Origin of the sequence: Cohnella xylanilytica (assembly GCF_014212175.1) — a bacterium.
In the GTDB taxonomy this organism is placed as follows: domain Bacteria; phylum Bacillota; class Bacilli; order Paenibacillales; family Paenibacillaceae; genus Cohnella; species Cohnella xylanilytica.
The window spans coordinates 133,966-159,192 of sequence record NZ_JACJVR010000019.1; the positions used below are offsets into that span (position 1 = coordinate 133,966).

A 25,227-nucleotide genomic window follows, 5' to 3' on the forward strand; every position below is an offset into this window, starting at 1 on the left:
GCGCCCCTGCCCCGCTTCTGCCAAGACCTGCCGCCGCTCTTACGTTTTTTTGCCGATTTCCCTACGCGATTTCCCTATGACAGAGAGGAGCGAGCGACATGAGATTCGACAATCCGGAAGATATCGTGCAGTTGACGCCGCTGTGGGAAGGCGATAGATTCGAGAACGGACGTCCGCGGGTGTCCGAGGACATATTGCGCCGGATGCGCAAGATTACGCTGGAGGAAGCCTGGGGCCCGCTCTGGAACCGGGGGTACAAGAACCAGTTCGAGGGCGATCTGAGGATCGTTCATCCGGATCGGGTCATGGTCGGCCGGGCGGTCACCGCCGTCATGGTCCCGATGCGGCCGGATCTGCACGAGACGCTGCTGAAGCACGGCCACGAACAGGAAGGCCGCCGGGGCTTCTTCAATCAATGGGTGATCGATTCGCTCGGCGAGGACGACGTCGTCGTCGTGGATATGTACGACAAAATCTATCAGGGCACCTACGTCGGAGGCAATCTCTCCACCGCGATCGCCACCCGGACGAAGCGGGGCGGCGCGGTCATCTGGGGCGGCATCCGCGACATCCAGCAGATCGTCCATATCGACGGCATCAACGTCTATTACCGCGGCAGCGACCCGACGGCGATCGCGGACTGCACGATGGTCGGGATGAACGTGCCGGCTCGCATCGGCCGGACGGTCTGCCTGCCGGGAGACGTCGTGCTCGGCACTCCTTCCGGCGTCATCTTCATCCCGCCCCACCTGGCCGAGCTCACCGTCGTGCAGGCGGAGAAGTCCCAAGTGCGCGACGTCTTCGGCTTCATCCGGCTGAAGGAAGGCGTCTACTCGACCGCTCAGATCGACGCCGCCTGGACCGTTCCGCTGTGGGAGGACTTCCTACGCTGGTTCGGCTCCGCCGAAGAGGCGGCCGAGTACCGCCACCTCGAGTGGGACCGCGAGCTCGAGGAAGCTCGCCGCTCGGCTCACGACGGCCCGGACGCCAGCGTCCGGCTGTAGCCGCCGCGCGAAGAGGGGCTGTCCCGCAAGGTCGTTCGACCTTGGGGACAGCCCCTTCGCGCGTGCGTTTATACGGCCCATGGCTCGGAAAAGCATAACGACGTTCCTCAACTTGCCGCCGATTCACCATTTGTACGCCTATTGAGTAATCCAGTTACTCTCTTTCGTCCACTCCGCCGATTTCCCGCTCATGTGAGTAATCCGTTACTCTCTTTCGCCCACTCCGCCGATTTCCCGCTTTTGTGAGGAATCCAGTTACTCACTTGCGGCAAATTCGCCATCTGTGCGCCCAGGTGAGCAACCACGTTCCTCTCTTGCGACTATTTCGCCGTCAGGAGCCTTTGCCCGTCAGCCCAATTCGACCGCGAACGCTTCGTACGGCTTCAGCTCGAGAGCCGCGAAGTCCGCCCCGTCGCGATCGCCGTAGTTCGCGATGATGACGTTGTCGCTCCGGCCGAGACGCGGCACGCTCGCGGAGACGGGCGTTGCGCCGATGTTGGCGGCGACGGCCCAGGTGCGGCCTTCGTGGCGGCGCACATACAGGAACAGCTGCTCCGGCACGTCCTCCACCAGCTCGTAGCTTCCCCATACGACGATAGGGTTGGCTTGGCGCAGTGCGATCAGCTTCCGGTAGCAATGGAAGATCGAGTCCGGATCGGCGAGATTCGCGGCTACGTTGATGGACTTGTAATTCGGATTGACGCGCAGCCAAGGCGTTCCCGTCGTGAAGCCGGCATTCGGCGTGTCGTCCCACTGCATCGGCGTACGGGCGTTGTCCCGCCCCTTCGCGTTGATGGACGCGAGAATGTCCTCGCGGGAGTATCCCCAGCCGAGACGTTCGCGGTACATGTTAATCGTCTCGATGTCCTGCGCTTCGGAGATGTCGGAGATCGGGCAGTTGGTCATGCCGATCTCTTCGCCCTGATAGATGTACGGCGTCCCCTTCATCAGATGCAGCAGAATGGCGAACATCTTGGCGCTCTCCACGCGCAAGCCGCCGTCGTCGCCCCACCGCGATACGATGCGCGGCAGGTCGTGGTTGTTCCAGAACAGGCTGTTCCAGCCCTGATCGCCGAGCTCGGTCTGCCATTTGCTCAGCACCCGCTTCAACTCGCCGACCGGCAGCGGCTTCAGGTCCCACTTGTCCTTGCCCTCCTGTTGGTCGAGCAGGATGTGCTCGAACTGGAACACCATCGACAATTCCTTCCGCTCCGGATTCGAATACAGCTTGGCGATCTCCGGCGTTGCTCCCCACGTCTCCCCGACCGTCATGACGTCGTAGCGGCCGAATGTCTCGCGGTGCATGTCTTGCAGGTATTCGTGCAGCTTCGGCCCGTTGCCGGTAATCTCTTGATCGGGAATCTTGCCGACCAGGTCGATGACGTCCATCCGGAAGCCGCCGACGCCCTTCTCCAGCCAGAAGTTCATCAGATCCCACACCTCTTGGCGAACGTTCGGGTTCTCCCAGTTGAGATCGGGCTGACGTTTGCTGAACAGATGCAAATAATATTGGCCGGTCTCCTCGTCAAATTCCCAGGCCGATCCGCTGAAGGTCGATCGCAGCCCGTTCGGCGCGTCGCCGTTCACCGGATCTCTCCAAATATAATAGTCTCGGTAAGGATTGTCTTTGCTCTTGCGCGATTCGATAAACCACGGATGCTCGTCGGACGTATGATTGACGACCAGGTCCATGACGATCTTGATGCCGCGCGCGTCCGCTTCCCGAATGAGCTCGTCCATGTCGGCCATTGTGCCGAATTCGTCCATGATGTCGCGATAGTCGCTGATGTCGTAGCCGTTGTCGTCGTTCGGCGACTTGTAGACCGGGCTGAGCCAGATCGCGCCGATGCCGAGCTCTTGCAGATAGTCGAGCCGCCGGATGATGCCGCGGAGATCGCCGATGCCGTCCCCGTTCGTGTCCTGGAAGCTGCGCGGGTAAATCTGATAGACGACCGTCGTTTTCCACCATTTGTCGCTCATGAGTCTCTCTCCTTGGAATCGCGATAATATAAAGCCCTCTCAACCAGCTCAAGCAGGTTAAACGTTTACGTTCCCTACGCGAAAAACCGGCGATAAGTGAGGCTGGTGTCCCCGGCTTATCGCCTGGCTCGCCTGGCTGCTTGCCCTATGCCCGGAGCGGGCGGACGGTGCCCCGTTCGATCAAGCGGTGCGGCATGATCGTCTCGCCGGCTTCAAGGGCCCGATCCTCCTCCTGAATCCGCGCGATCAGCACATCCGAAGCGCGGCTCCCCATCTCGGCGAGAGGCTGGCGGATCGTCGTCAGCGGCGGATGAACCATTCGCGCGTAGATCAGGTCGTCGTACCCGACGACGGACAGGTCCGCCGGAATCGCCAGGCCTCGCTCTCGGGCCGCGTTGATCCCGCCGACGGCCATCTCGTCGCTCGCCGCGAACAGCGCCGTGAACGGCGGAGCCGTCTCCAGCAGCCGCTCCATCGCGCGGCGCCCGCCGTCCAGGCGGAAGTCGCCGTAGGCGACGAGCTCCTCTCGGTAGGGGACGTCCGCCGCCTCGAGCGCTTCGCGGTACCCGGCGAGCCGGGGCTGACCGGCCACCGGATCGTTCCGCGTGCCGGCGATCATGGCGATGTCCCGGTGACCCTGCCGCAGCAGATAATCGGTCGCCTCGCGAGCCGCCAGCCGGTCGTCGACCTTGATATAGGGCAACGCGGCCGCGCCCGGCATCGTGTTGACGAGAACGACCGGCATTCTCATCGCCGCCAGCTCGGCGTCATACGCCGCGGGATCGAAATAACTGGCGAAAACGATGCCGTCGACCTGCTTCTCCCGCAGCATTCTCAGGTACTTCGCCGTGCGCTCGCCGTCTCGGGCCGTATTGCACACGATGACACTGAAGCCGCGTTCGTGGGCTTCCTCCTCGATTCCGCGCAGCAGCTCGGACGAGAAGCTGCCCGACACGTCCGGGAACAGAACGCCGATCGTATGCGTACGCTTGTTCACGAGTCCGCGGGCGATCGCGTTCGGCCGGTACCCCAGCTCGTCCGCCGTCTTCAGGACAAGGTCGCGGGTTCGGTCGGAATAACCGGCCCCCAGACCGTGGATAACCCGGGAGACGGTCGCCACGGAGACGCCGCACTTCCGGGCGACATCCTTGATAGTCGGTTCTCGGTTGGCCAATGAAGTCTCCTGCTTTCGAGAGAGTAAACGTTTAACCTAAGAGTAGCGTTCATCCCGCCCCCTGTCAACAGGCGGCTTCAGCCTTCCTCCTCTCGCATTCATGAAGAGAAGCGCCCCCTTCCGGAGACGGCTCTCTCTATCTCATCGTTCGTACTGCGACATCCGCTTGCGGCGAGAGCACTCTCGTTTTTCAACGGCGAATCTCATTTGGCGGTTAGATCCCGATATTCGCTTGGGGAGAGGCCGACCTTCTTCTTGAAAATCTGGCTGAAATAGCGCGAATCCTTGTAGCCTACCTTCTCCGCCACTTCGTAGTTTTTCAGATGGGTGCCCCTGAGCATATCCTTCGCCTTCTCGATGCGAATGTCGGTCAGCTGCTCGATGAACGTCTTGCCCGTGCTGTTCTTGAACAACGCGCTCAGATACGTCGGCGTCATGTGAACCTTCCGGGCTGTATTGTCCAGCGTGGCGAACTCGAAGTCCTGCTTCAAGTATTCGAGCGTCTTCTTGATGATCGTATGCCGGCTCTCCGCGGGGACGGGCTTCATCCATTCGCGCAGCTTCCGCAGTTGGGCGCGAACGTGCTCCTTGATCTCCTGGAGCGTCTCCATCTGGACGACGGACAGAACGTCGTAGCCGGAATAGCTCCGGTAAGCGCTGCCATCATAGGCTTCGCCGCAGGCTCTTTTCTCCAGCCCGATAAGCAGACGAATCGTCGATTCGTCGATGAAGCGGCGGTCGAGCGGCCCCTCTTCGAGCAGCTCTTCGTAAAAGTCGTCAACGGCCTCCTCCAAACCGATAGGTTCTTCCTCGCTCCCGAGTCTCTCGAACAGCTCCTTCTCCTTCGCCGCCGGATAATCGCCAAGGCGCCGATAGTTCCCCGTCTCGTTGTAATAAACGACTCGCCCGACTCCCTTGTAGAACCGCGCATCCAGCGCGTGCAGCGCTTGGCGGTAGGACAGAGGCGCGTCCGCCAGCTTCCCGCAGGGCAGCCCCACTCCGGCGTTGATCGGAAGCTCGAAGCGGTCCCGCAGCCTGGCGTGGATGTCCTCCACCGCCTCCTTCGACTCCCAGGAGAACAGCAGGCCGACGCGCCCTTCTTCGTCCACGAAGACGTCGGAAGCGTCCGGTCCCTCCCTCCGGAGGAAGTCCCCGATCTGTTCGGCGTACCTCCTTCGGCCCCGTTCCCCTCTTCCGAAGCCGGACGGCTCGAAGACGGCCAACGTCGGGAAAGCGTAGGAGAAGTGCACGTTCCATCGGGACAGCTTCTCCTTCGAGATCGCTCCGTCCCCGTTCCCCCCGGTCACCAAATCCGTCAGCAAGCGGTTCCGCACCAAGTTCAAGACGGCGTCGTCTTCATACGCCCATTCGCTAACCAACATGCTCATGCTCATTACCCCTATTGTGAAAAGTAAGGTTCGAGACCGAATCGCATGATGTCTAAGCTGAATGTCGTTGTCGTCTGGATTGTCTGAGTTTTATCGATTATCGATAATTCTGCTCATCGGATATGGTTCTGCCGGACGTCTGACCGTCTCGGCTGCGCCTATCCCGTATAATTTCTGTAGAAGTCCAGTCCTCTCACGACCTTCTCGGCCGCCATGTCGGCATCTCCGGTCTTGATGACGTCCAGCAGCTCCGCGTGGGAATTCGGGATGCTGTAGCCGACGTGATCCTGGTTCGTCACCGTGATGAACCGCATGATCTTCGTCTTGATGCTGTTCCAGATCTCGAGCAGCAGAGCGTTCCCGGAGCGCAGGTAGAAGTGGCCGTGGAACTGCATATCGAGCTCGACGAGTCGGTACGAATCGTTCTCGTCGACGGCCCGCTTCATGTTCGCCAGAATTCGCTCCAGATGGGCGATGTCGCCCTCGTTCAGAACCTTCATCGTCTCCCGCAGCGCGTGGCCTTCGATCAGCTGCCTCAGCTCGTAGATGTCCCGGATCTCCTTGAGCGTAATCTCGGAGACGGCCGAGCCGCGGTTCATCCTCCCGACGATCAGGCCCTCCTGCTTCAGCCGCTCCAGGGCTTCCCGCACGGGCGCCTGGCTGACGTCGAACGCCTTGGCGATGTCGAGCACGAGCAGCCGGGTGCCCGGGGACAGATCGCCCTTTAAGATTTTCCGCTTCAAGGTGACGTACACATGCTCGCTTAAAGACGTGGGGCTTCCGGTTATGTCGGCGATATCCATTCGGGGGTCGGATCTCTCCTCTCCGCTTCGACTTGGCCCGTAAGGGCTTACATTACGTTCATCTTAGGGGATAGGCAATCCGTTCGTCAAGATGGGGAGATTGATTATTTTAAGCTCGTCAACCAGATCTCTTCGGTCAGGTCGGCGAAGAGGCCGACCTGCAGATAACGGCTTGGGAGAATTCTGTGAGAACGAGTCGCTATTCTTTCCTATGATTCAATTCGAATTGGAGGGCATTGTATGGATCGGAAAAGAATGTTGCTCACAGCTGCCATCATTTTATCCGGGGCAGGGTATTTGCTGGCCATGGCGGAACAAAACATGACCATGCGCTGGATCTTGAAACCGGGAACGATCGTGTTCATCATTGGACTCGCCTTAACTCTGCGCAATACCGCCAAAGCGTATCGCAACCTGGTTATCGCGGGTTTGCTTCTCTCCGCCGCCGGCGATTGCTTCTTGCTGTTGGACGGCAGCAAATGGTTCGTTCTCGGGCTAAGCTCCTTCTTGCTCGCGCACCTGACGTATATTGCGGCATTCGCGACCCGATGGCGGGGCTTATCTCTCTATCATCTGATAGCGTTAATCCCGATCGCCACGTATTCCGCATGGTTGCTTAGCGAATTACGCAAAGGTATCTACACCGGAGGAAGCACCGGACTATGGCTCCCGGTACTGGCTTACGTCATCGTCATTTCCGCCATGATCCTCGGCGCTGTGATCAGCGGCAGCCGGGTCGCGATGGCTGGCGCCGTCGTGTTTTTCGTATCCGATTCCCTGCTAGCCTGGAACATGTTCGTATCCCCGATCGATGGGGCCGAATATGCCGTCATGGTCACTTATTACGCCGCGCAATTCATGATTGCCAAGAGTATCGAAAACCACAAGCATTCGACGAATTCCGTCCGGATCTACAAAAAAGCTTAAGCCCTCTAACGGCTCTAGGACCAAGAAGAGAACCTCAGACTATGGGCGAAGTCATTGAATGCGGATGAATCAACTCCATAAACCGCTCGGCCCACGGGGAGACGGCCGGGATCGACCGGTACAGCTCTTCCGCCCGATCGATGTACAAGGATTGGATCACCTGGCAGTATTCGATGCAGCCGGAATCCCGGACGTATTCGAGAACCTCGACTTTGCTCCGCAGGAACTCCTCTTCCGAGATCGCCCCCTCGTAGAAAAGGTCGAGCTCCGGGCATTCCTCGCGGCTGTCTTCCAGCAGGAACAGGATCGGGAGAGTCCGCTTCTTCTGCAGCAGGTCGTTCTTCCGATCGTAACGCTGCACGTCCCTGACGTCGTTGTCGATCTGGGCGACGATGCCGACGCACGCGGCCAACTCGTCGATCGCGGCCCGAACGCCGGCGTCCGTTAAGGGGACAAGCGAATACCCCATGAAGCAGGCGAATTGAAGAAGCGATCCCGACTTGCGCTCCACCATGGCGAAGTAGTCCTCTTCGGTGCGGACCGCGCGGGTGATGTCGGCTTGCTGGCCGTGAATCGAATTCGCCAGCAGCTCCCCGATTCGGGAGGATGCCGACGGGTCGCCTCCTCCGAGCTCTCCGATCGCAGCCGCGAACAGAGCTAGCAGGGCGTTCAAGGTAACGGCGGGATCGCCGGTCATCCACGGCTTCTCCTTGTTGTCTTGGTCCTGCAAGTCATCGACGATATCGAGCAGCAGAATAACGAGCTCCGTGACCGCCGCCGCGCGATCGATCAACGGGGAATTCCCGCCAAGCATGAAGTGGACGTACCGCGTCAAGTCGGACCAGACGAGGTTCTCGTTCTCCTTCTCCCGGACGAACTCCTTCAGCAGCCGGTTCAAGCCCTCGTCCAGCGCATATCGGTCCAGCATTCGATGCAGCTCCAGCCTTACGCCCGTCTCCATCCCCTCATCCCCCCTTCTCGTTCATCTCGGCGTACTGCTTGCTCTGCACGAATCGCTCGATCGCCTGGATTCTGGACTGGACGCCCATCTTGTCGTAGATCCGGCGCAGGTAGTTGTCCACGGAACGCTTGCTGACGAACAGCTTCTCCGCGATCCGCTCGTAGGTCTCGCCTTTGACGATCATCGCCATCAAGGAGCATTCCTCGTCCGTCAGCTCCACTTCCGTCTCCGTCTTCGATGGCAGCTTCATCCGGTGCAGGACGGATTGCGGAAGGACGATGTGGTTGTCCAGGATGCAGGCGACGATATGGCGGATCGTCTCTTCGCTCACTTCCTTGGACACGACGCCGTTAATCAGGTTCGACAGCAGGTAGGGCATCAAGTCCGACAGGTCGACCCCCGTGAAAATGACGATGCGCGCGTTCGGATGCTGCCGCTTCAGCTGCTCGGCCACCTGCGTGCCCGTCTGGTCCGGAAGCTGATAATCGAGGAACACCAGTTCGGGCTGGACCGATTCGGCGAGCTCGATAGCCCCCCTGCCGGAGTGGGCGACGCCCGCGACCTCGATGTTGTCGATGCGATCCAGCAGTTGCCGCGTCGCGTGCGCCATCATCGGGTGGTCGTCCACGACGATCGCCTTCGTCGTTCGCTTCATGCCGTCCGTCCCTCCTTCAGCGGAAGTATCGCCTTGAACCGCATTCCCTTGCCCTTGCCGGAAGCGAGCTCGATCTCGCCGTCCATCGACAGGATCCGGCTCCTCATCTGTTCCATTCCCATATGGGACCCTCCGATCTCTCTCTCCACCGGCCGGTCGGCATCGAAGCCGACGCCGTCGTCTTCATACGACAAGATCAATTCCGAGCGAGCCGCGCGAAGTCGGAAGCGGACGCGGGACGCATTCGAGTGCTTCTTCGCGTTGTTGAGCAGCTCCTGGAACACGCGGAACAGGTGGCGCTTCGTATCCGGATCGCAAGCTTCGATCTCCTCCCGCCCGGATGCCTGGAATTCGATGTCGAACGGCGCGATCCCTTTCTCCATCTCGACGATCTTCTCGACAGTTCGGACCAGACCGACCTCCTGCAGCAGATAAGGATGAAGCTCGAAGCAGCTCTGCCGCAAGTTCGTGTTGATGACGTCGATATAGTCGTAGATTCCCTTCAGATGGTCCGGGTCGTACGGGTAGCGTTCGTTCAGGGCGGCCAGCTTTCTTTTGAGGAAAAAGAGGTCCTGCATCGTCGTGTCGTGAAGATCCGTCGCGATCCGGGAACGCTCCCTCTCCTGCAGCTCGAACATCAGCTTGCGGAACCAGGCGAATTCGCTGGCCGCGCTCTCGTTCGGGATCTGGGCAGCCAGCTGCTCCAGCTTCCGGTTCATCTTGCGGATCAGGTACAGGTTCTCCATGCTGACCGACAAGTACGTCGTGATCAGGTTCAGCCACTGCGTCTCCTCCGAGCCGAACAGCGTGTTCGACTTCTTCGGCCCCAGCACGAGGTAGCTGACGTAGTCCTCGTTGCGCGCGATTTCGAAGCAGGTGTAGGACGGATCGTCTTTATCTTCTATAGCAAACGTTTTCTCGATCTCGTCGCCGTCGACCTCTCCCTCGCTCAAAATCTCCAAATAGTCGTTATACTTCAGAACCAAAGCCCCGCCCGATACTTGCATAATGTCTACGATATCCGCGAGAATAATCTCTTTCAAATCCCGGATGCTGGAGATTTGCCCAAGCTTCTTCGCGATTTTTTTTAGGGATGCCTGCAGGAAGTGTCTTCTGGGATAGATGACGCGTTCAAGCTTAGTCGTTAGATATTCCAGGGAATATAGAGTGATGGAAAACAAAATAATCGTGAAAATAAATGCAAGAATTAAATGTTCCGTTCTTGCTCGCGTAGTAAACAACGAAGATATCATGGCGACGACAATCAGAGCGGGAACAATCGACAAAAACGTCGTCAATATAAATCTGCGAACGACAAGATCGATGTCGTAGATTTTCTTAGCCGCCAATAAATAAGTTAGCGACAAAGGAAAAAAGAGGATAATAATGCTTGTATATAATGAGTCGATCCATTCGTGGCCGTACAGAACTTTCGGGATAAATGAAAATATGACGATTGGAGTAGCAGAGATTGCGAATGAGACTCCTAAGTACCTAATCATTGTCGAAATATACGGATTCATTTTTTTATACTTCGCGTAGGCATAAAACAAATAGGAAAGATCGAGACAAACACCAATCGAAAATAATAACAGAACAATACTGGAGAGATACCCATGGATAATGGAAGAATACTTAAATTCAAAGAGCATGAGAAGATGAGAAACCAAACAGATCAAAATAAAAATATATAAATATTTTAGCGCTTTTCGGGGTAATTGGATCTTCCCTTTTTCCTCCATAAACGCGATCAGAAAATGAAGAAGAATTGCCGGAATCAATATAACGCTCATTGCAATGATTAATTTACCAAAGGGTTCACCTCTAACGGACGCTCCAAGGCTCAGAAAAGTAATGGCCATATTAAAAAACACCATTGCCAAAAATCTCGCGGATTGCGAACGATTCATCCATTTATAGAGAATGAAGGCGACAACGAAGCAAATCGCTTCGCCTACTAAATAAATAACGTCGTGGGGTGAAATCGTATACGAACTCCTCAAGTAGACCTTGAACGATTCATTATTTTTATATACTTGGACATAATTAGCTTTATCAACCGTCCCCCATCTGATCACAGATGGAAAATCCTCAACCTTTTCTCCGTCAATATTAAGAATCACATCTCCTGTTTCTAATCCAAGCTTCCAAGCATTCCCTCTTTTATCCAACTCCCCTATAACCCATTGACTGTCTCGATTCTCAACTGCGATTCCGCTAAACGGATAGTTGAACATAATATATATAAACCAAATCTGGATACAAATAAAAAAAAGAAAAACCAGTCGAAATAACGTTCTATTCGACAAGATATCTCCCTCTCTCGCATTTTTTGTGGTATTATGTAGAAAATTAATCACTATTTAAGGAGGTTTCATAGGTATGGTAATGATTCAACATTCTCCCGCATTAAAAGATGCTATCAAATGTCTTAAGGGAACGAAACCATCTGAATCCTCCATGATTGCTTTAAACAATGACTTTGCTTTGACTCCCCAAGAAAGTAAGGCCGTCATGCGCCAGTTCAAATTCAAACAGAGCGAAACGAAGCCTCTTTCTCACCCTTACTGGCTATAAAATTCTCTTTTAAAGTTCGCGCGATAAATCGCGCGGTTTTTTTTCCTCTTTTTTAATGACACAAGGATCCAGCAAATGTTCCCCGGCTCTTTAAAGATACTTTCTCCTCAACTGCATATTTCCCCCGCACGATCATTCTAACGGTCACCACGGACGTTAATTCTCGAAAAACAACCTTTTGCGAAATATAACGGTCACCACGGCAGCTGTGTCCGTTAGCCTTTTATCGCGGTCGTATCACCCACGGATCGAGCCGCTTTTTTTTGTGCGCTTATCTTAACCAATAATACTTGTCACTTGAGTAGAGCAAGTCGCTTGCACTCGGACGCAAACGGGTCTGCACATGAATGCACGAAGATTGTGCTGACATTCGCCGCGGCGAACTCTAACATAATTTATAAATAATTTTACAAATTTCCCAACTAACAAAAATGTAATAGAGGTGCGGCAAGTGAACCTGGAGAAAATCTACGATGATGAAGGCCAGTGTCTGATGCTGGCCGCGCAAAGCGTGCTCATGAATTACCGGCATTCGTTATCGCTCGACGCCAGCGAGATTCTGGACTTGTCCAATCGAATCCGACAAGAGGCACGGCTGTTCAAAGAAGCTTCGGATTCCATTCGGATGAACTCGGATCGCAACGGCCTCAAGATGAATTCGATCTTGACTCTCTTGCAAGACGAACACCTCATCGAGAGCTACGCCGAGGCTCAAAGCTTGAATCTGGATCCTAACTTTCTTGACATGCTTCGCAGCGAGATTCTAAGAAGAGGGATTCTGAATTTGGTGGAATGCGACAATTAATGCGAGTCGGCGGCAAGGTGTTATCGCCACATCTCGTAACCAGTATACATCATCTTGGATAATTTAGGTAATCCCACTTTTCAATGTCTAATTCCAATGACGAGTATTACGCACAAAACAATTCAACTATACAGGGCTCCCGTCAGATGACAGGAGCCCAGATTTGCTTCGCTAATGATCCATCCTTACCATGCTTTTATTAAAAATCTCATCGACTGCTTGTTGCGTCTGTCGCGTACAAGAATGAGCTTCCTGAATTTCTTTAAGAAATATTCGTTTAGATTCTTTGGTTCTTTCTTTAGCATATGTAAACCATGCGGCAGTGGTTTGCCGGAACGCATCGATCATTTTATCCGATTCTTTAAATACAGATCGATTCGTTTCAAAGTTAACATGCAGTTGATTCAGTAATTTAACTTTTTCGTCATAGTTTCGAAGAATAGCTTCCCATTCGGATGACACGAACTTCATTTTCTCCTCTGGTGTCTCCTCCTCTTCCTCCATTTCCATGGATGTCGTAAGTAATAATTGGTCATACACAGTTACCTCTTCTAAAAAGTTCTCAAAAGAATGAACGATTCCTATTGCCACTTCATATTTAGAGTCTTCGCTCGTCACAACCACTTTATTACCATCCGAAGATACCGAATATCCAAACGCTCTTAGAAGGTATACGGGAATTAATGTGCGTCCATCCATAATAACAACAGGCACATCAGTTACTTTAGCTTGTTGTCCGTCCCAAACTAAATCTCTTGCAGGTAAGTTTTTATACTTAAGAGCGTCAGCGGAAACAGACGTTGCCATCGTACTTAGTGTCAGGACCAGGCAACCCATTATGATTTTTTTCTTCATACAATCCCCCTCTACCCATTTGGGTCTTACAGATAGCGAGCTGCCAGGCAAATTCCAAGAGTTCTTTCTTATTGAATTATAAACCAAAATATTCCATCGTTGTCCATCCCTAATCGACTCGATGTGACTCCGATCAAGCCGTCCAACGGCAACAAGCCGGATTCGCGGAGAAGGCGTCTTCCCGGGATGCGGCTTGTCGGTATCGCTATAGGTATGTTCGTTGAAAATTCGGAACGCCCCCGCTCGCTCATGACGTCCTCTCCAGATACTGCCTGTCCAATCTCGCGCCGAGAGAGCTGACGATCTCGTTGGAGATCGTGCCGGCCCAGCCGGCGACCTCTTCGACCGTAATGCGTTCTTCGCCGTCTTGTCCGATCAGCGTAACCGTGTCTCCTTGGCGCACGTCGTCGTCGATATCCGTCACGTCCACCGTCATCTGGTCCATGCAGATCTTGCCGACCATCGGCGCTCTCCGGCCGCGAACGAGCACGCAGCCGCCTCGCTCCGGCAGCCCCCGCGGAATGCCGTCGGCGTAGCCGATCGACAGCGTCGCGATCCGGCTGTCGCGAAGGGCCGCGAAGCTCCGCCCGTAACCGACGAATTCGCCGGCGCGGACGTCGTTCACCCGGGTGACCGTCGCCTTCAGCGACAGAACCGGGCGCAAGTCGAGTCCCGAGCGCAACTTGTCCCTCTCGTTCGAGAGCAAGCCGTACAGAGCGATGCCCGGACGCGCCAGATCGTAGCGCAATTCCGGATAGTTTACGATTCCGTAGCTGCTCTGCAAGTGCAGCTTCCCGGGATCGATGCCCGCCGCTCGCAGCTGCCGAACGACCTCCTCGAACCGGACGACCTGAACCCGGGTGAAGGCGATATCCCCCGGCTTCATGCCGTCGGCAGCTGCCAGATGGCTGAACGTCCCGCTAACCTGCAGCCGGCTCTGCCGATAAATGGACAAAATCCGCTCGATCCGTTCCCACGGCTCGCCGAGCCGGTTCATGCCCGTGTCGATTTTCACGTGCACCCGCAGCTTCTTCCCCGCCGCCTGCAGCCGCTCCGCATCCTCCGCGTTGACAACCGTCTGCGTCAGCCGATACCGCGAGAGCTCCCGAAGCCGATGCGTCGGCGTGTAGCCCAGAACGAGAATGTCGCCGCGCACTCCGCCCTTCCGCAGGGCGATCGCCTCGTCGATCTCGGCGACCGCGAACGATCGCACGCCCTCCGCATACAGCCGCTTCGCGACCCGTACGCTTCCGTGCCCGTAGGCGTCGGCTTTGACGACGGCCATCAGCTCCGTTCCGGCGGGAAGCCGGCTTCGCAGGACGTTCGCGTTGTGCGCGAAATAGTCGAGATCGATCTCGGTCCAGGCGCGGTGCGGCAGATTGTCCCCGCATCTCTTCCAGCGTTCGGATATTCGGACGATGCGGCCGACGGCGGCGGCAAGCCCGATCGACAGCAGGGCGACGGCCGCGTAATGAACGAGACTGTCCCGGACGAGAACGGACGTCAGTCCGGTCGCCTTGGCGATGCCGCGCACTCCGACGATCGCCAGCGGATGGAGCAGGTAGATCCACGTGCTGGCTTGTCTCGCCTGGCGGCGCTGTGCCCCTCCGAGCGCGAGCAACAGGCGGAACAGATAATAAACGGCGGGCACCAACACTACGTACATGCTGTCGTGGCGAGGCCAGCCCGCATCGCGCAGGGCGATCCCCTCGACGACGAGCAGCGACAAGGAAGCGAGGAACGCCGTCGACAGCCAAGAGAGGGAGCGCTCCTTGACGCCTCCGCGGGCAAGCGCCGCTCCAAGCCCGATGTACAAAGGCGCGAAGCCGATGCCGTTGCGCGTGTAGTCGAACACCCGGAAAAGATGGTCATAGAGCCCGGCAAGGAACGAGCTTTGCTCGGCAAGCCCGTAGTAGCTGTCCCCCAGCAGGGCGAACGCATACAGCACGGATGCCGCGGCCAGCATCATGCGGTCCGTCAGCCGAAGCCGCAGCGCGTAGACGATGCACGTCCCGAGCATCAACGCGGGCAAGTACCACAGGTGGTAGAACGTGCCGTTGAACAGGAGATCCGAAGCGTACCCCCACGCGCTCCGCGGTTCTTCGAAGTAACCGGAGTAGACGTTCAGCGGCAAGTACGCCGCGATGCCCGCTCCGTACAGCAGGCCGATCCGAACGAGGAACTTCCTCAGGGCCGTCCGGTCCCGCTCCCACTCCCCCGTCAGCTTCCCGAAGAAGAAGTACCCCGACGCGGCGAAAAAGAACGGGACCGCCAAACGCGCGAGGACGCCGATGATCAGGAAGTCGGCCTTCGGACTGTACGAATCGAGCGGCCCCGTATGGATGGCGATAACGAGCAGCGCGGCGAACCACTTGAACCGGTCCACGGCGCCGAAGGCCGGCTTAGCCATGCGCGGCCCTCCCGGCCGCCGCCGGGTAGAACGCGGTAACGACGAAGCCGCCGGCGTTGTTGCCGGACAGCCGCCAGCCGGCTTCTCCCGCGCCGGGCACCGGCACCTCCGCGATGTCTTCCTCCGCGGGAACGCCATAGATCTCGTACGTCCCGGTGCCGTCCTCCGCGTAGAGATGACGGGTTCCGAAGGCATGCCGCCGCACGATCTCGGTATATTCCTCGAGACAGAGACCTTCTCTATCCATCAGCTCCGAATGAGGATAACCGACATAGCGATAATGCCACGGCTCGTCGGCGATGCCGGTCTTGTCCGTCTTGTCCGCGGAATAGCGCCGTATGAACCCGAACTTCGCCGCCAGCCGGCGGAATTCGGCGCAGACGCCTTCGTCCGGGAAGGACGGCGTCACGTAGTCGATGCCGGGCCGGTACAGCCCGACGTCGACCGCGAGCCCGGTCTGGTGCTCGCTCGCCCCGGGCAGCGCCACGTACCGGGCCGTGAAGGCTTCGCCGTTCTCCCGCACGGAGTCCGCGTACAGCTTCGCCTGCGCTTCCTTCGACCGATAGCCGCTGACGACGGCGATCGTCTCGCGGCCCCCGCACGCGTTCAGCAGCGCCGAGAGCCGCTGCAGGCAGGTCCGTTCGAGCCGAATCCGCGGCTCCTCCGGGCTCGAAGCCTGCCGGACGCCGAACGGCGTCACGTCGGCGAGCTTCGGCTCCGCCGATCGCACGGGGTGTCGGCTATTCACGAGCGCCAGATGCCCGGCATATTGATTTTCCCGTCCGAGTCGAACGGTCATTCTCTTCCCCGCCGCCGGCCTTCCTTCCATTACGATGAGCTCCCTCATGCTCTCGCCTCCCGCACGGCAGACTCGATCAACCGGTCCAGCAGCTCCGGGAAGCCGATCCCGGCCGCCCGCATCATGCTCGGGTACCGGCTCTTCGGCGTGAAGCCGGGAATCGTGTTCACCTCGTTGAACAGCAGCGTCCCGTCGTTGGCCAGGAACAGGTCGACCCGGGCCATGCCGCGGCAGCCGAGGACCTGGTAGATGTCCAGCGCGGTCCGGCGAACCCGCTCGGCCGTCTCGGGCGGGATGCGGGCCGGCAGATGGATGGCGGCCGTGTTCAGAGAGTACTTCTCGACCAAGTCGAAAAACTCGCCGCTAAGCTCGATCTCGTCGATCTCGCCCGTGACGGGCCGGCTGCCGCCGAGCACCGCGCACCCCAGCTCGAAGCCGTCGACGTGGCGCTCGACAACCGCCTTGCCGTCATGCAGCAAGGCCGCTTCGATCCCGGCGAGCAGCTCCTCGCGGTTATGCGCCTTCGTGATGCCGATCGAGGATCCCGACCGGGCCGGCTTCACGTAGAGCGGGAAGCCCCAACGCTCCGCGGCTTCGAGCGACTTGGCGGCCGGCTCCCCCGCCGATACCGTCAGGAACGGCGGGATGGCGATGCCCTCCGCTTGAACGATCGTTTTGGCCACGGACTTGTCCATGCAGATCGCGGACGACTGCGCATCGCAGCCGACGAACGGCAGGCCCGACAGCTCCAACAGCCCTTGCAGCGTGCCGTCTTCCCCGTTCTTCCCGTGCAGAACCGGGAACGCGACGTCGAGCGCCGCGAACCGGTATTCCGTTCCCGTCAGCTCGATCAAGCCCTTCCGGTCCCGGCTCGGCGACAGAACGGCCGGAACGCAACCCGGATGCGAGCTCCAGCGATCCTCTTCGATTCCGTCCGCGTCCCCTGGGTACCGGAACCACCTTCCGTCCCGGGTAATGCCGATCGCGACGACCTCGTACTTGTCCCGGTCCAAATTCCTGATTACCGCCGCCGCGGACGACAACGAGACGTCATGCTCCGCCGAGCAGCCTCCGAACCAAACTCCTACCGTAAGCTTCTTCATCATGTCCCCGTCTCCTTGTTCATATGGATGAACTTAAGAATACCGGGCCGACCTTACGATCTTTTGCAGACGAGTTTAGGAAAATCATAAGATTTGCTTACGAATCTTTAGAATCGTCCGCCGAAAAAAAACAGTTGCGATTTTATCGTGTACTAAATATACTGTTTACATGATCTACAATTAAGTCGCGAAAAGGGAGAGTGGCCATGAACAAGCATGCCATCGAAGTGAAGGGGCTTCGCAAAAGGTTCGGAAGCCAGATCGTTCTGGACGGAATCGACCTCGCGGTGGAGACGGGAACGATCTTCGCGCTCCTCGGGCCGAACGGGGCCGGCAAGACGACGCTCATCAACATCCTCTCCACGCTGGTCGCCCCGGACGAAGGAACGGCCACGGTCGCGGGCCGCGACGTCGTCAAGGAGAGGGACGAGGTGAAGCGGGCCATCAGCTTAACCGGTCAGTTCGCCGCCGTCGACGAAGCGCTGACCGCCGAGGAGAATCTGAACATGATCGCCCGGCTCTCGGGATTCAACTCCCGGGAAGCCCGCGCCCGGACCGCCGGCCTGCTGAAGCGCTTCGATCTGACCGCTTCCGCGAAGAAGCGGGTCAAGACGTATTCGGGCGGGATGCGCCGGCGCATCGACCTGGCCATCAGCCTCGTCGCCGAACGCCCGGTGCTGTTCCTCGACGAGCCGACGACCGGCCTCGACACCCTCAGCCGCAGGGCCCTGTGGGAGATCATCCTCGATCTGAAGAAGCAGGGCATAACCATCTTCCTCACGACGCAATATTTGGAGGAAGCCGATCAATTGGCCGACCGGATCGCGGTCATCGCGGGCGGACGGGTCGTCGCGAACGGAACCGCCGGCGAGCTGAAGGCTCGCGTCGGAGGCGAGGTGCTGGAGCTGATCGGAGGAGACGACGGCGTTCTGCGGACCGTTCCGACCGACGGAAGCATCCAGGACGTCCGGCGAACGCTAAGCGAGCTCGCCCTTCTGTATCCGCAGGATACGCGCGTCTCCATTCGCAAGCCGAGCCTGGACGACGTCTTCGTCGCCTTGACGACGACCGCCGGGTCCAAGGAGGTATCCGCCCGATGAGAACGACCGATTATTCCGCGCTGCAGCCCGCTTCTCTCGCGGCGACCAACGCCGTCTTCATCGGACGAAGCATCCGGCTCAGCCTGCGCAATGTCGAAGCCCTTATCATGGCGATCGTTCTTCCCGTCATGCTTATGCTGCTGTTCACTTACGTCTTCGGCGGCGCCCTCGATCCGGGCGGCGATTACGTCAACTACGTCGTACCCGGCATCATCCTGCTCTGCGCGGGCTACGGCTCGGCCAGCACCGCCGTCGACGTGGCTACGGACATGACGAACGGCATCATCGACCGGTTCCGCACGATGCCGATCCGCAGCCTCGGCGTCGTCATCGGCCATGTCGCCGCCAGCCTGTTCCGCAATCTCGTCGCCACCGGCGTCGTCATCGGCGTCGCCCTGCTCCTCGGCTTCCGCCCTTCGGCGAGCTTCCTCGAATGGCTGGGAGCGCTCGGCCTCATCGCCTTGTTCATTCTCGTCCTCACCTGGCTGTACGCCGCCATCGGTCTCGTAGCGGGCACACCGGCCGCGGCTTCCGGCTACGGCTTCATCCTCTTGTTCCTCCCCTACCTGTCCAGCGCCTTCGTTCCGACGAATACGATGCCGGGTTGGCTTCAGGGGGTGGCGGATCACCAGCCGATCACGCCGGTAATCGAGGCGATTCGAGGACTGCTCACGGACGGACCGGTCGGCAGCAACGGCTGGCTCGCGGTCGGCTGGTGCGCGATCATTCTGCTTATCGCGTTCGTCTGGAGCTCGTGGGCGTTCCGCCGCAAAGCCGGCCGCCGCTGAGGCGCCGGGCGGGAAGACGGCTCGCAACGGCGCTGCGCCGACGCGTGACGGCGCATAAGCAAGAGGGGCCCGCCGGAAGCGAGCCCCTCTTCTATTCTTATTCTTGTCCCATCCGCCGCTTGCCCTCGATATAGAGCTCGATTCCGTCCAGAAGCCGGTCCAGACCGAATTCGAAGTCGTCGCCGATCGGGTTGTCGTCGCGGTTCTCTTCCGTATAAGCGCCGGAATGGACGATCGGACTCAAGTACGGATAGCGGTCCGGCCCGACAAGCTGCTTCAACGCTTCCGTATAACCTTGGCCGCTGAACGACTCCGGGGAGGCCCCGGCCTGCACGGCCCTGTCCATGTCGCGCATGAGAATGCCGAAGTGGCGGGCGTACCCGCTCAGCAGGAGCACGAACGACATCTTCTCGTATTCGCCGAGCGGCAAGTTCCGCATCGTCCGAAGTCCCCAATCCACGATCCGAAGATTTTTCGGCGTCAAGGGAACGCTCATGATCGGGATGTCGGCGAACCACGGCCGGTCCCTCATCACCTTGACGGAGGCGTGGACGAAATCCCGCATCTCTTCGCGCCATTCCGAATCGGGGCGCTCCGGGGGAATCGGGATGTCGCAGGCGGCGTCCTGCATGAGGATGAGCAGATCTTCCTTGCTGTTCACGTATCGGTACAGAGACATCGTCGTGAACCCGAGCGACTGCGCGACCCGGCTCATCGACACCGCGCCGAGCCCGTCCTTGTCCGCGATCGCCATGGCGGCTTCGACGATCTGGGGGATGCTGAGCTCGCCCTTCGGCCCCCTCTTCGATTGCTTGATCTTCCCCCAGCTCAGCAAGACGCCGTTGGGAAGATTCTGCAAGGATGGATGATCTCGATCTTCGCCGTTCTCCATAACACCGTTGCCCCCATCTTCTTCGAACTTTGTCGAATCAATTGTATATCATATAAACAGTATAGCACAAAAGAGTCTCAAGGCCAAATCGAGGCAGGCGGTTACCTCGACTTAAGTCGGACCCCGAACTTCCCCTGCGCAGGAGGCTGGCCCTTCCCCCATCGTGGTATCTTAGTAACATGAAGCTTAATAATGACGAGGTGACGTTATGAGCATGAACCGCAATGCCCTCGCCGGCCTTCTTCTGCTGGCGCTTGGAGTTCTGATCGCGTTCAAGGTCGACGGCAATTGGTCGTCGGGATCGATCTTCGAGCTCTTCTGGGCGACCCTGTTCGTAATCCCGGTAGGCGTCTTTTTCCATTGGCTGTACTTCTTCCTCGGCCAACGGGGAGTCGGCCTGCTCGTGCCGGGAGGCATCGTGCTGACGGTCGGCATCGTCTGCCAGATCGCCACCCTGTTCGACAGCTGGGACGTCATGTGGCCCGGCTTCATTCTCGCGGTCGCGGTCGGGTTGTTCGAGCTGTACTTGTTCGGCAGCCGCAACCGCTGGCTGATGATCCCGATCGGCATTCTGACGACGCTGTCGATGCTGTTCTTCCTCGTCTTCGGGATCGGCGCCCTTCTGGGGCATCTGTCCAGCCTGAAGCCGCTTCTCGTCCTCGGCCTCGTGGTCGCCGGGTTCGGCTTCCTCTTCCTGAGGAAGAAGGAGAACCCCGTCTTCCGCCAGCCTTGGGAATAGAACGGCTGACCAACCCAAAACAAGCCCGTCTCCGGAATTGGAGACGGGCTTGCGGCGTTATAGGTCCCGCGTCGCGTTACGTCATGACGAACGTCGCCTTGCCGTTCACGAAGGCGACCGTATCTAAGTTGCCGTAGACCCACGTCTCGATCGTCTTGCCGTTCGCGGACGTGACGCTCTTCCCCGACGGCGAGCCCCAGGCGAATTGAACCTGCTCCTTCGTCATGCCGCGGGAGACCTGCCCGGCCTTGATCTGCTTCCAGACGGATTCCGGCCACTTGTATTTCTTGTACGGATCGTAGTTCAAGAAGTATTCGCCGTCCGTCAACAATGCCGAAGCGAAGGACGAATTCATCGGATAGCTCTTGAGCGTACGCCCCGCCCCCGTCTTGAATACGAACACGAAGCTGCCCGTATCGTCCGGCACGACGTCCGTTATCGTCACCTTCGAGAAGCGTTCCCACTCTTGGAAGGAGTTAACCCAGTAGGACCTGCCGATGAACTTGGCCAGGCTGCCCTGAGCCGCCTTCTTGACGAGTCCGGCGGTCTCGGCCGAGACGATCGTCATCTTGGCGGCGCCGAACTGGACGACCGCCTGCTTCCACTTGCCGTCCCACTGCACCTTGGCCCCGAACGCTTCGGTCAGCAGCGAAGCGGGAATCAGCATGCCGGCCTTATCCGCCAGCGGAGCGTTCTTGACCCGGATCGATCGGCCGTTCAGCTTGGCGTTCGCGTCTCCCGCCTTCAGCGACAGAGCCGTGTCGCCCACCTTCGCTTCGAGGCTCGAGCCCGAGACGGAGACGGTTCCTCCCAGAGCTCGCAGAACGGATTGAGCCGGAACGTAGACGACTCCGTTCGTCTGCTTCGCGTCCTTCAGGTTGTTGCGCAGGCTCGCGGAGATTCGAACCGTCTTCGAGGCTCCGCCCGAGACGACCGTGACGTCCGTCTCGCCGACGCCGGCCGCCTTCAGCGTTCCGTCCTTCTGAAGCCGAAGCAGATGCGGCTTCTCGATCCGGATGCTCGCTTCGGCGGCCGGCGCTTTGAGCTTCGCGCCGTTCGTATACGTCTTCAGAATATCGACGGTCAGCACGTCTCCTACGTACGGCTTCGCGTTCGAGACCGTTACGTCCAGGCGGCTCACGCTCGGAGCCTCGATATCGCTGACGGTCCCCTTGTCGTACCTCACCCAGCTTCCGTCAGACCGCATGGCGTAGAATCGCTCCGAATCCGGCATCGGCACCGTCTTGACGATTCCGCTAAGACCCGCGGCTTGTTCGGTCAGCCGCCAGCGATCCTGGTAATCCCCCGTTCTCCACACCGTGCCGTCTTGCCGCGCGACGAGCAGAATATCCGTCGGATCGCCGGGGGCATAGGCGATATGGACCGCGTCCCGGGCCACGGTCACCGGAAGGATTCGGCCGTCGTCGTCGAAGTTGCTAAGCTCGTAGACGACGACTTCGCCTCCGTCGTACCGCAAGGCGACCTTCTCGTCGAAGACCGCGATCGCCCGCACCGCTTCGGCGTTCGGAGCCGTGCCCATTTTCTTGAACGCCCCGTACTCGTTGGGATTCTCGATCAGAATGTCCCCGCCCCGGGTCAACGCGCCCAGCTTACGCTTGCCGTAGCCGATGAACGCGACATCGTCAAGGCTGTCGACTCGCCCCTCCCTTGTCCAGACGGACCCGTCCGTCTTCAGCCAATATGGGCCGGCCGCCTGCTTGAATCCCGAATCGGCGGCGTTCACCGTATGGGGAGCTTGGGCGATGTTCCATTCGATCCGCTTGCCGTCCTGGGTAACCCCCGTTCCGTCGAATTCGACTTCGCTCTCGAGCGAGACCTGAGCGACATGGCCCGGGGTATGGACGAGCCGATAACCGTCGACCATCGTCCACATCGATCCGTCGCTCATCACGTACTCGTTGTCGCCCGCGAAATCCCGAATCTGAAGCTTGCCTTCTGCGGCGGCCGCATGGCCTGTCCCTCCGTGAACCGTCGCGGCGCCGGTCAACAGACCGACGGCCAATAGATACGATAACGCCTTTCTCACAAGGACGACCTCTCTCTGCATGATATATAGTTCCTTCAGCCTATTCATTCGACAGATAGAGGGAAAATCCTTCCTATTCCGTCAGCGGTATCCGCGCCTCGTCCATGTGAAGCACGGTCCATCGGTGTCCGTCCGGATCGGCGAATCCGGCACCGTACATCCAGCCCTGCCGCTCGCGCGGCTCGCCGAAGACGAAGCCGCCGGCTTCCGCCGCCTTCCGGACGAGCTCGTCCACCTCTTCCCGGCTGCCGGCGTCGATGGAGAGCAGTACTTCGGCCGCCCTGCGGGCGTCGGCGACGGCATGCCCCGTGAACGCCAGGAACGTCGTCTCCGGGAACAGCATCACCAGAACCTTCGAGTCGCCGACGACAAGGCTCGCCGCCTCCTCGGTTCCGTTCGGGCACGGGTGGCAGGCGAATCCGAGGCTGTCGTAGAACTCCATGGAACGGCGGACGTTCCTTACCGGCAGATTGATCCATAGCTCCTTCGTCGTCAATGCGGGCACCTCCCGTATCGATCGGGTGGGTCGTCTCCCATCCGCTTCCGCCATTGTAACCGGATTCGGGCCCGTCCGTTTCTTCCGGATTGCGATCCTGCCCGGCGAAGGCCTATCGCGCGCGGAAGCCGCGTCCGGTCGGGCCGGCGCGGCTTCCCTCATGTCTCCAGGACGCTCTTCAACGTGCGCAAGTCGCTCTCCACGTTCCGGAAGACCATCGCGAACTCCCGGTCCGCCGCGTCCTCCGCCAGGAACACGGTGAAGATCACCTTGCTCCCGGTCCCGTCGGGAACGACCCGCGCGGGATTAAGCCTCTCCGGGCCCGTTCCCTTCCTCACGTAATGGTCCATGATTCCGTAAGGATTGCGCTCGGCGAACCGGAGCGTCATCTCCCCTTCCGTCGTCTCCAATCTCCATTCGCCATCCTCGCTCCTGCGAACCGAACGGCAGAAGGAAGTCGCCCACTCGGCGAAATTTTCCGGGTTCATTACGTATTCGTACACGTCTTCGGACCGGCGATCGATCTTCATCGTTACGATCTTCCACTGAATGCGTCCCGCCATGCTCTCTTCTCTCCTTCGGAATGAAGTCCTATCCCAGTCTATTAGGACTTCCTTCCGTTCAATACTCCGAAGGGCGGGAAGACTTCATCGGCTCGGCTCCGATGCCCCGATACTCCTGATGACGGCGGGCGGCAGCTCGCGGCTCGCGTTCGCCGCCTGTCCGTCCAGCCGCTTGATCGCCAGCATGACCGCTTCCGGGTGAAGCTGGGGAATCATGTGGCCGACGCCGGGCAGCACGAGCAGATCCGAGCCCGGGACCTCCCGATGCAGCCGGAAGCTGTGCTCCCTCGTCTCGAACGGATCGTCCTCGCCGACGGCCAGAACGAGCGGCGTCCGGATCTCCCGGTATCTGTCCGCCATCTCCCTCGCGGCGGGAACGAAGGCCAGCACGTCCTCCCGGTTCGCCTTGAACGCGGAAGGCCGAAGCCACAAGGCTCGGGTCGCAAGGCGGTACGATTCGGGAACGCTCTCCGGCTTGAAGGTCTGCTTCAGAATCGAGTCCGCCAAGGGAGGTCCGAGCACGGGCAGCAGCGTATGCAGCGCGAGAGCCCCGATCACGGGGGTCGTGATTAGGGAGGAGACCGGATCCCCCTTCTCCGCCGGATACCCTTCCGGATAGAAGCCGCCGCCCAAGCCGACGATCCCCGACAGCTCGTCCGGGTATTCCAGCGCGTAAGCGAGCGCCAGCACGCCGCTCCAGGAGTGGCAGACCAGAATCGGCTTGTCGACTCCCAGCTCGATCAATGCCTTGCGCAGCAGCCTGGCTTGGGCGTTCGGCGTTACCTTCCCGTTCCGGGGTCTCTCGCTGTAGCCGTAGCCGGGACGGTCGAACGCGATTCCGCGGTATCCCTCGGCCGCCGCCAGCTCGATCGCCTCCTTGAAGTCGTCCCCCGTCAGCACTCCCCCGTGAAGATAGACGATCGGCCTTCCCTCCCCCCGGCTTCGGTAATGCAGCCGAAGCCCTTCCGCGACGACGAACTCTCCCGTCGGAGGGTACCTTCTCTCCGCCCGGCTCACTCGATACCGTCCATACGCATACAAAGCGACCATTCCAAGAGCGATTGCCGCAAGCGCGATCATTCGTGCGTCCTCCTTTTCGTTATAACCATGTACTGTTCAATATTCTTATAGCGTACTACTCGGTATGTTAATGGCATAAGA

The 25,227-nt window shown here is 58.9% G+C and carries 23 protein-coding genes; 7 read left to right on the forward strand and 16 right to left on the reverse strand.

Annotation, left to right across the window (positions count from 1 at the left end; all coding sequences use genetic code 11):
* The first annotated feature begins 98 nt into the window (after positions 1-98).
* On the forward strand, positions 99-1,004 hold the full coding sequence (locus H7B90_RS06005) for an RraA family protein (RefSeq protein ID WP_185134944.1): 906 nt from the start codon (positions 99-101) through the stop codon (positions 1,002-1,004).
* Positions 1,005-1,352: 348 nt separating this feature from the next.
* Here H7B90_RS06005 and H7B90_RS06010 read toward each other — a convergent pair whose 3' ends face one another.
* From H7B90_RS06010 to H7B90_RS06025, 4 genes are all read right to left on the reverse strand, one after another.
* A complete protein-coding gene (locus tag H7B90_RS06010) occupies positions 1,353-2,984 on the reverse strand; it encodes an alpha-glucosidase (protein ID WP_185134945.1) in 1,632 nt (543 codons plus the stop codon).
* A gap of 145 nt (positions 2,985-3,129) precedes the next feature.
* Positions 3,130-4,158, reverse strand: coding sequence for a LacI family DNA-binding transcriptional regulator (locus tag H7B90_RS06015; RefSeq protein WP_185134946.1), 1,029 nt, complete (start codon positions 4,156-4,158; stop codon positions 3,130-3,132).
* Between the two features lie 203 nt (positions 4,159-4,361).
* Positions 4,362-5,546 (reverse strand): helix-turn-helix domain-containing protein, encoded by a 1,185-nt coding sequence (locus H7B90_RS06020; protein ID WP_185134947.1) that lies wholly within the window; start codon positions 5,544-5,546, stop codon positions 4,362-4,364.
* Between the two features lie 158 nt (positions 5,547-5,704).
* Positions 5,705-6,349: a GntR family transcriptional regulator gene (locus H7B90_RS06025; protein ID WP_185134948.1), complete on the reverse strand. Its 645-nt coding sequence runs from the start codon at positions 6,347-6,349 to the stop codon at positions 5,705-5,707.
* Positions 6,350-6,589: 240 nt separating this feature from the next.
* Between H7B90_RS06025 and H7B90_RS06030 the strand changes: the two genes are divergently transcribed.
* Positions 6,590-7,276, forward strand: a complete 687-nt coding sequence (locus H7B90_RS06030) for a lysoplasmalogenase (RefSeq protein WP_185134949.1) — start codon at positions 6,590-6,592, stop codon at positions 7,274-7,276.
* A gap of 34 nt (positions 7,277-7,310) precedes the next feature.
* Here H7B90_RS06030 and H7B90_RS06035 read toward each other — a convergent pair whose 3' ends face one another.
* From H7B90_RS06035 to H7B90_RS06045, 3 genes are read right to left on the reverse strand one after another with little or no spacing between them, the layout of a single operon-like run.
* A complete protein-coding gene (locus H7B90_RS06035) occupies positions 7,311-8,237 on the reverse strand; it encodes a polyprenyl synthetase family protein (protein ID WP_185134950.1) in 927 nt (308 codons plus the stop codon).
* Positions 8,238-8,241: 4 nt separating this feature from the next.
* A complete protein-coding gene (locus H7B90_RS06040; RefSeq protein WP_185134951.1) occupies positions 8,242-8,892 on the reverse strand; it encodes a response regulator transcription factor in 651 nt (216 codons plus the stop codon).
* Positions 8,889-9,899, reverse strand: a complete 1,011-nt coding sequence (locus H7B90_RS06045) for a sensor histidine kinase (RefSeq protein WP_185134952.1) — start codon at positions 9,897-9,899, stop codon at positions 8,889-8,891. Before H7B90_RS06045 ends, H7B90_RS06040 begins: the two co-directional genes overlap by 4 nt.
* A gap of 1,375 nt (positions 9,900-11,274) precedes the next feature.
* Between H7B90_RS06045 and H7B90_RS06050 the strand changes: the two genes are divergently transcribed.
* On the forward strand, positions 11,275-11,469 hold the full coding sequence (locus tag H7B90_RS06050) for a hypothetical protein (protein WP_185134953.1): 195 nt from the start codon (positions 11,275-11,277) through the stop codon (positions 11,467-11,469).
* A 451-nt stretch (positions 11,470-11,920) separates the two neighbouring features.
* Complete coding sequence (gene sda / locus H7B90_RS32745; RefSeq protein ID WP_246578653.1) at positions 11,921-12,274, forward strand: sporulation histidine kinase inhibitor Sda; 354 nt, start codon at positions 11,921-11,923, stop codon at positions 12,272-12,274.
* Positions 12,275-12,445: 171 nt separating this feature from the next.
* Here sda and H7B90_RS06060 read toward each other — a convergent pair whose 3' ends face one another.
* The 4 genes from H7B90_RS06060 to vanG all read right to left on the reverse strand — a co-directional run bounded on the left by H7B90_RS06060 (position 12,446) and on the right by vanG (position 17,441).
* On the reverse strand, positions 12,446-13,129 hold the full coding sequence (locus H7B90_RS06060) for a stalk domain-containing protein (protein ID WP_185134954.1): 684 nt from the start codon (positions 13,127-13,129) through the stop codon (positions 12,446-12,448).
* Between the two features lie 247 nt (positions 13,130-13,376).
* Positions 13,377-15,539: a serine racemase VanT catalytic subunit gene (gene vanT, locus H7B90_RS06065; RefSeq protein ID WP_185134955.1), complete on the reverse strand. Its 2,163-nt coding sequence runs from the start codon at positions 15,537-15,539 to the stop codon at positions 13,377-13,379.
* The gene (locus H7B90_RS06070) at positions 15,532-16,386 is read right to left on the reverse strand and encodes a D-alanyl-D-alanine carboxypeptidase family protein (RefSeq protein ID WP_185134956.1); all 855 of its coding nucleotides are present in this window, start codon (positions 16,384-16,386) and stop codon (positions 15,532-15,534) included. The genes vanT and H7B90_RS06070 overlap by 8 nt, the downstream gene beginning before the upstream one ends.
* The gene (vanG, locus tag H7B90_RS06075; RefSeq protein ID WP_185135011.1) at positions 16,383-17,441 is read right to left on the reverse strand and encodes a D-alanine--D-serine ligase VanG; all 1,059 of its coding nucleotides are present in this window, start codon (positions 17,439-17,441) and stop codon (positions 16,383-16,385) included. Before vanG ends, H7B90_RS06070 begins: the two co-directional genes overlap by 4 nt.
* A gap of 206 nt (positions 17,442-17,647) precedes the next feature.
* Here vanG and H7B90_RS06080 point away from each other — a divergent pair, with 206 nt between their 5' ends.
* Together H7B90_RS06080 and H7B90_RS06085 are read left to right on the forward strand one after the other, a co-directional pair.
* Positions 17,648-18,541 carry an ATP-binding cassette domain-containing protein gene (locus tag H7B90_RS06080; protein WP_185134957.1) on the forward strand — a complete coding sequence of 298 codons (894 nt, stop codon included), beginning with the start codon at positions 17,648-17,650 and terminating at the stop codon, positions 18,539-18,541.
* Entirely contained in the window at positions 18,538-19,329 is a 792-nt protein-coding gene (locus tag H7B90_RS06085; protein WP_185134958.1) for an ABC transporter permease, read from the forward strand. The genes H7B90_RS06080 and H7B90_RS06085 overlap by 4 nt, the downstream gene beginning before the upstream one ends.
* 97 nt (positions 19,330-19,426) lie before the next feature.
* Here H7B90_RS06085 and H7B90_RS06090 read toward each other — a convergent pair whose 3' ends face one another.
* Positions 19,427-20,221 (reverse strand): TetR/AcrR family transcriptional regulator, encoded by a 795-nt coding sequence (locus H7B90_RS06090; protein WP_185134959.1) that lies wholly within the window; start codon positions 20,219-20,221, stop codon positions 19,427-19,429.
* Between the two features lie 208 nt (positions 20,222-20,429).
* Here H7B90_RS06090 and H7B90_RS06095 point away from each other — a divergent pair, with 208 nt between their 5' ends.
* Positions 20,430-20,960 (forward strand): hypothetical protein, encoded by a 531-nt coding sequence (locus H7B90_RS06095; protein ID WP_185134960.1) that lies wholly within the window; start codon positions 20,430-20,432, stop codon positions 20,958-20,960.
* Between the two features lie 76 nt (positions 20,961-21,036).
* Here the strand turns inward: H7B90_RS06095 and H7B90_RS33325 are convergent, their stop codons facing one another.
* From H7B90_RS33325 to H7B90_RS06115, 4 genes are all read right to left on the reverse strand, one after another.
* On the reverse strand, positions 21,037-23,007 hold the full coding sequence (locus H7B90_RS33325) for a stalk domain-containing protein (protein ID WP_185134961.1): 1,971 nt from the start codon (positions 23,005-23,007) through the stop codon (positions 21,037-21,039).
* A 73-nt stretch (positions 23,008-23,080) separates the two neighbouring features.
* Entirely contained in the window at positions 23,081-23,503 is a 423-nt protein-coding gene (locus tag H7B90_RS06105; RefSeq protein WP_311772689.1) for a VOC family protein, read from the reverse strand.
* A 158-nt stretch (positions 23,504-23,661) separates the two neighbouring features.
* Positions 23,662-24,066, reverse strand: coding sequence for an SRPBCC family protein (locus H7B90_RS06110; protein ID WP_185134962.1), 405 nt, complete (start codon positions 24,064-24,066; stop codon positions 23,662-23,664).
* 84 nt (positions 24,067-24,150) lie between these two features.
* Positions 24,151-25,146 carry an alpha/beta fold hydrolase gene (locus H7B90_RS06115; RefSeq protein ID WP_185134963.1) on the reverse strand — a complete coding sequence of 332 codons (996 nt, stop codon included), beginning with the start codon at positions 25,144-25,146 and terminating at the stop codon, positions 24,151-24,153.
* Positions 25,147-25,227 lie beyond the last annotated feature (81 nt).

Bases quoted from the DNA above. Each gene is read 5' to 3' on its own strand.
- H7B90_RS06025 (WP_185134948.1), bottom strand. From the start codon at position 6,349: ATGGATATCGCCGACATAACCGGAAGCCCCACGTCTTTAAGCGAGCAT.
- H7B90_RS06095 (WP_185134960.1), top strand. From the start codon at position 20,430: ATGAGCATGAACCGCAATGCCCTCGCCGGCCTTCTTCTGCTGGCGCTT.
- H7B90_RS06005 (WP_185134944.1), top strand. From the start codon at position 99: ATGAGATTCGACAATCCGGAAGATATCGTGCAGTTGACGCCGCTGTGG.
- H7B90_RS06090 (WP_185134959.1), bottom strand. From the start codon at position 20,221: ATGGAGAACGGCGAAGATCGAGATCATCCATCCTTGCAGAATCTTCCC.
- H7B90_RS06060 (WP_185134954.1), bottom strand. From the start codon at position 13,129: ATGAAGAAAAAAATCATAATGGGTTGCCTGGTCCTGACACTAAGTACG.
- vanT (WP_185134955.1), bottom strand. From the start codon at position 15,539: ATGGCTAAGCCGGCCTTCGGCGCCGTGGACCGGTTCAAGTGGTTCGCC.
- H7B90_RS06110 (WP_185134962.1), bottom strand. From the start codon at position 24,066: ATGGCGGGACGCATTCAGTGGAAGATCGTAACGATGAAGATCGATCGC.
- H7B90_RS06040 (WP_185134951.1), bottom strand. From the start codon at position 8,892: ATGAAGCGAACGACGAAGGCGATCGTCGTGGACGACCACCCGATGATG.
- H7B90_RS06010 (WP_185134945.1), bottom strand. From the start codon at position 2,984: ATGAGCGACAAATGGTGGAAAACGACGGTCGTCTATCAGATTTACCCG.
- H7B90_RS06035 (WP_185134950.1), bottom strand. From the start codon at position 8,237: ATGGAGACGGGCGTAAGGCTGGAGCTGCATCGAATGCTGGACCGATAT.
- H7B90_RS06045 (WP_185134952.1), bottom strand. From the start codon at position 9,899: ATGCAAGTATCGGGCGGGGCTTTGGTTCTGAAGTATAACGACTATTTG.
- H7B90_RS06115 (WP_185134963.1), bottom strand. From the start codon at position 25,146: ATGATCGCGCTTGCGGCAATCGCTCTTGGAATGGTCGCTTTGTATGCG.
- H7B90_RS06070 (WP_185134956.1), bottom strand. From the start codon at position 16,386: ATGAGGGAGCTCATCGTAATGGAAGGAAGGCCGGCGGCGGGGAAGAGA.
- H7B90_RS06085 (WP_185134958.1), top strand. From the start codon at position 18,538: ATGAGAACGACCGATTATTCCGCGCTGCAGCCCGCTTCTCTCGCGGCG.
- H7B90_RS06050 (WP_185134953.1), top strand. From the start codon at position 11,275: ATGGTAATGATTCAACATTCTCCCGCATTAAAAGATGCTATCAAATGT.
- vanG (WP_185135011.1), bottom strand. From the start codon at position 17,441: ATGAAGAAGCTTACGGTAGGAGTTTGGTTCGGAGGCTGCTCGGCGGAG.
- H7B90_RS06080 (WP_185134957.1), top strand. From the start codon at position 17,648: ATGAACAAGCATGCCATCGAAGTGAAGGGGCTTCGCAAAAGGTTCGGA.
- H7B90_RS06020 (WP_185134947.1), bottom strand. From the start codon at position 5,546: ATGAGCATGTTGGTTAGCGAATGGGCGTATGAAGACGACGCCGTCTTG.
- H7B90_RS06030 (WP_185134949.1), top strand. From the start codon at position 6,590: ATGGATCGGAAAAGAATGTTGCTCACAGCTGCCATCATTTTATCCGGG.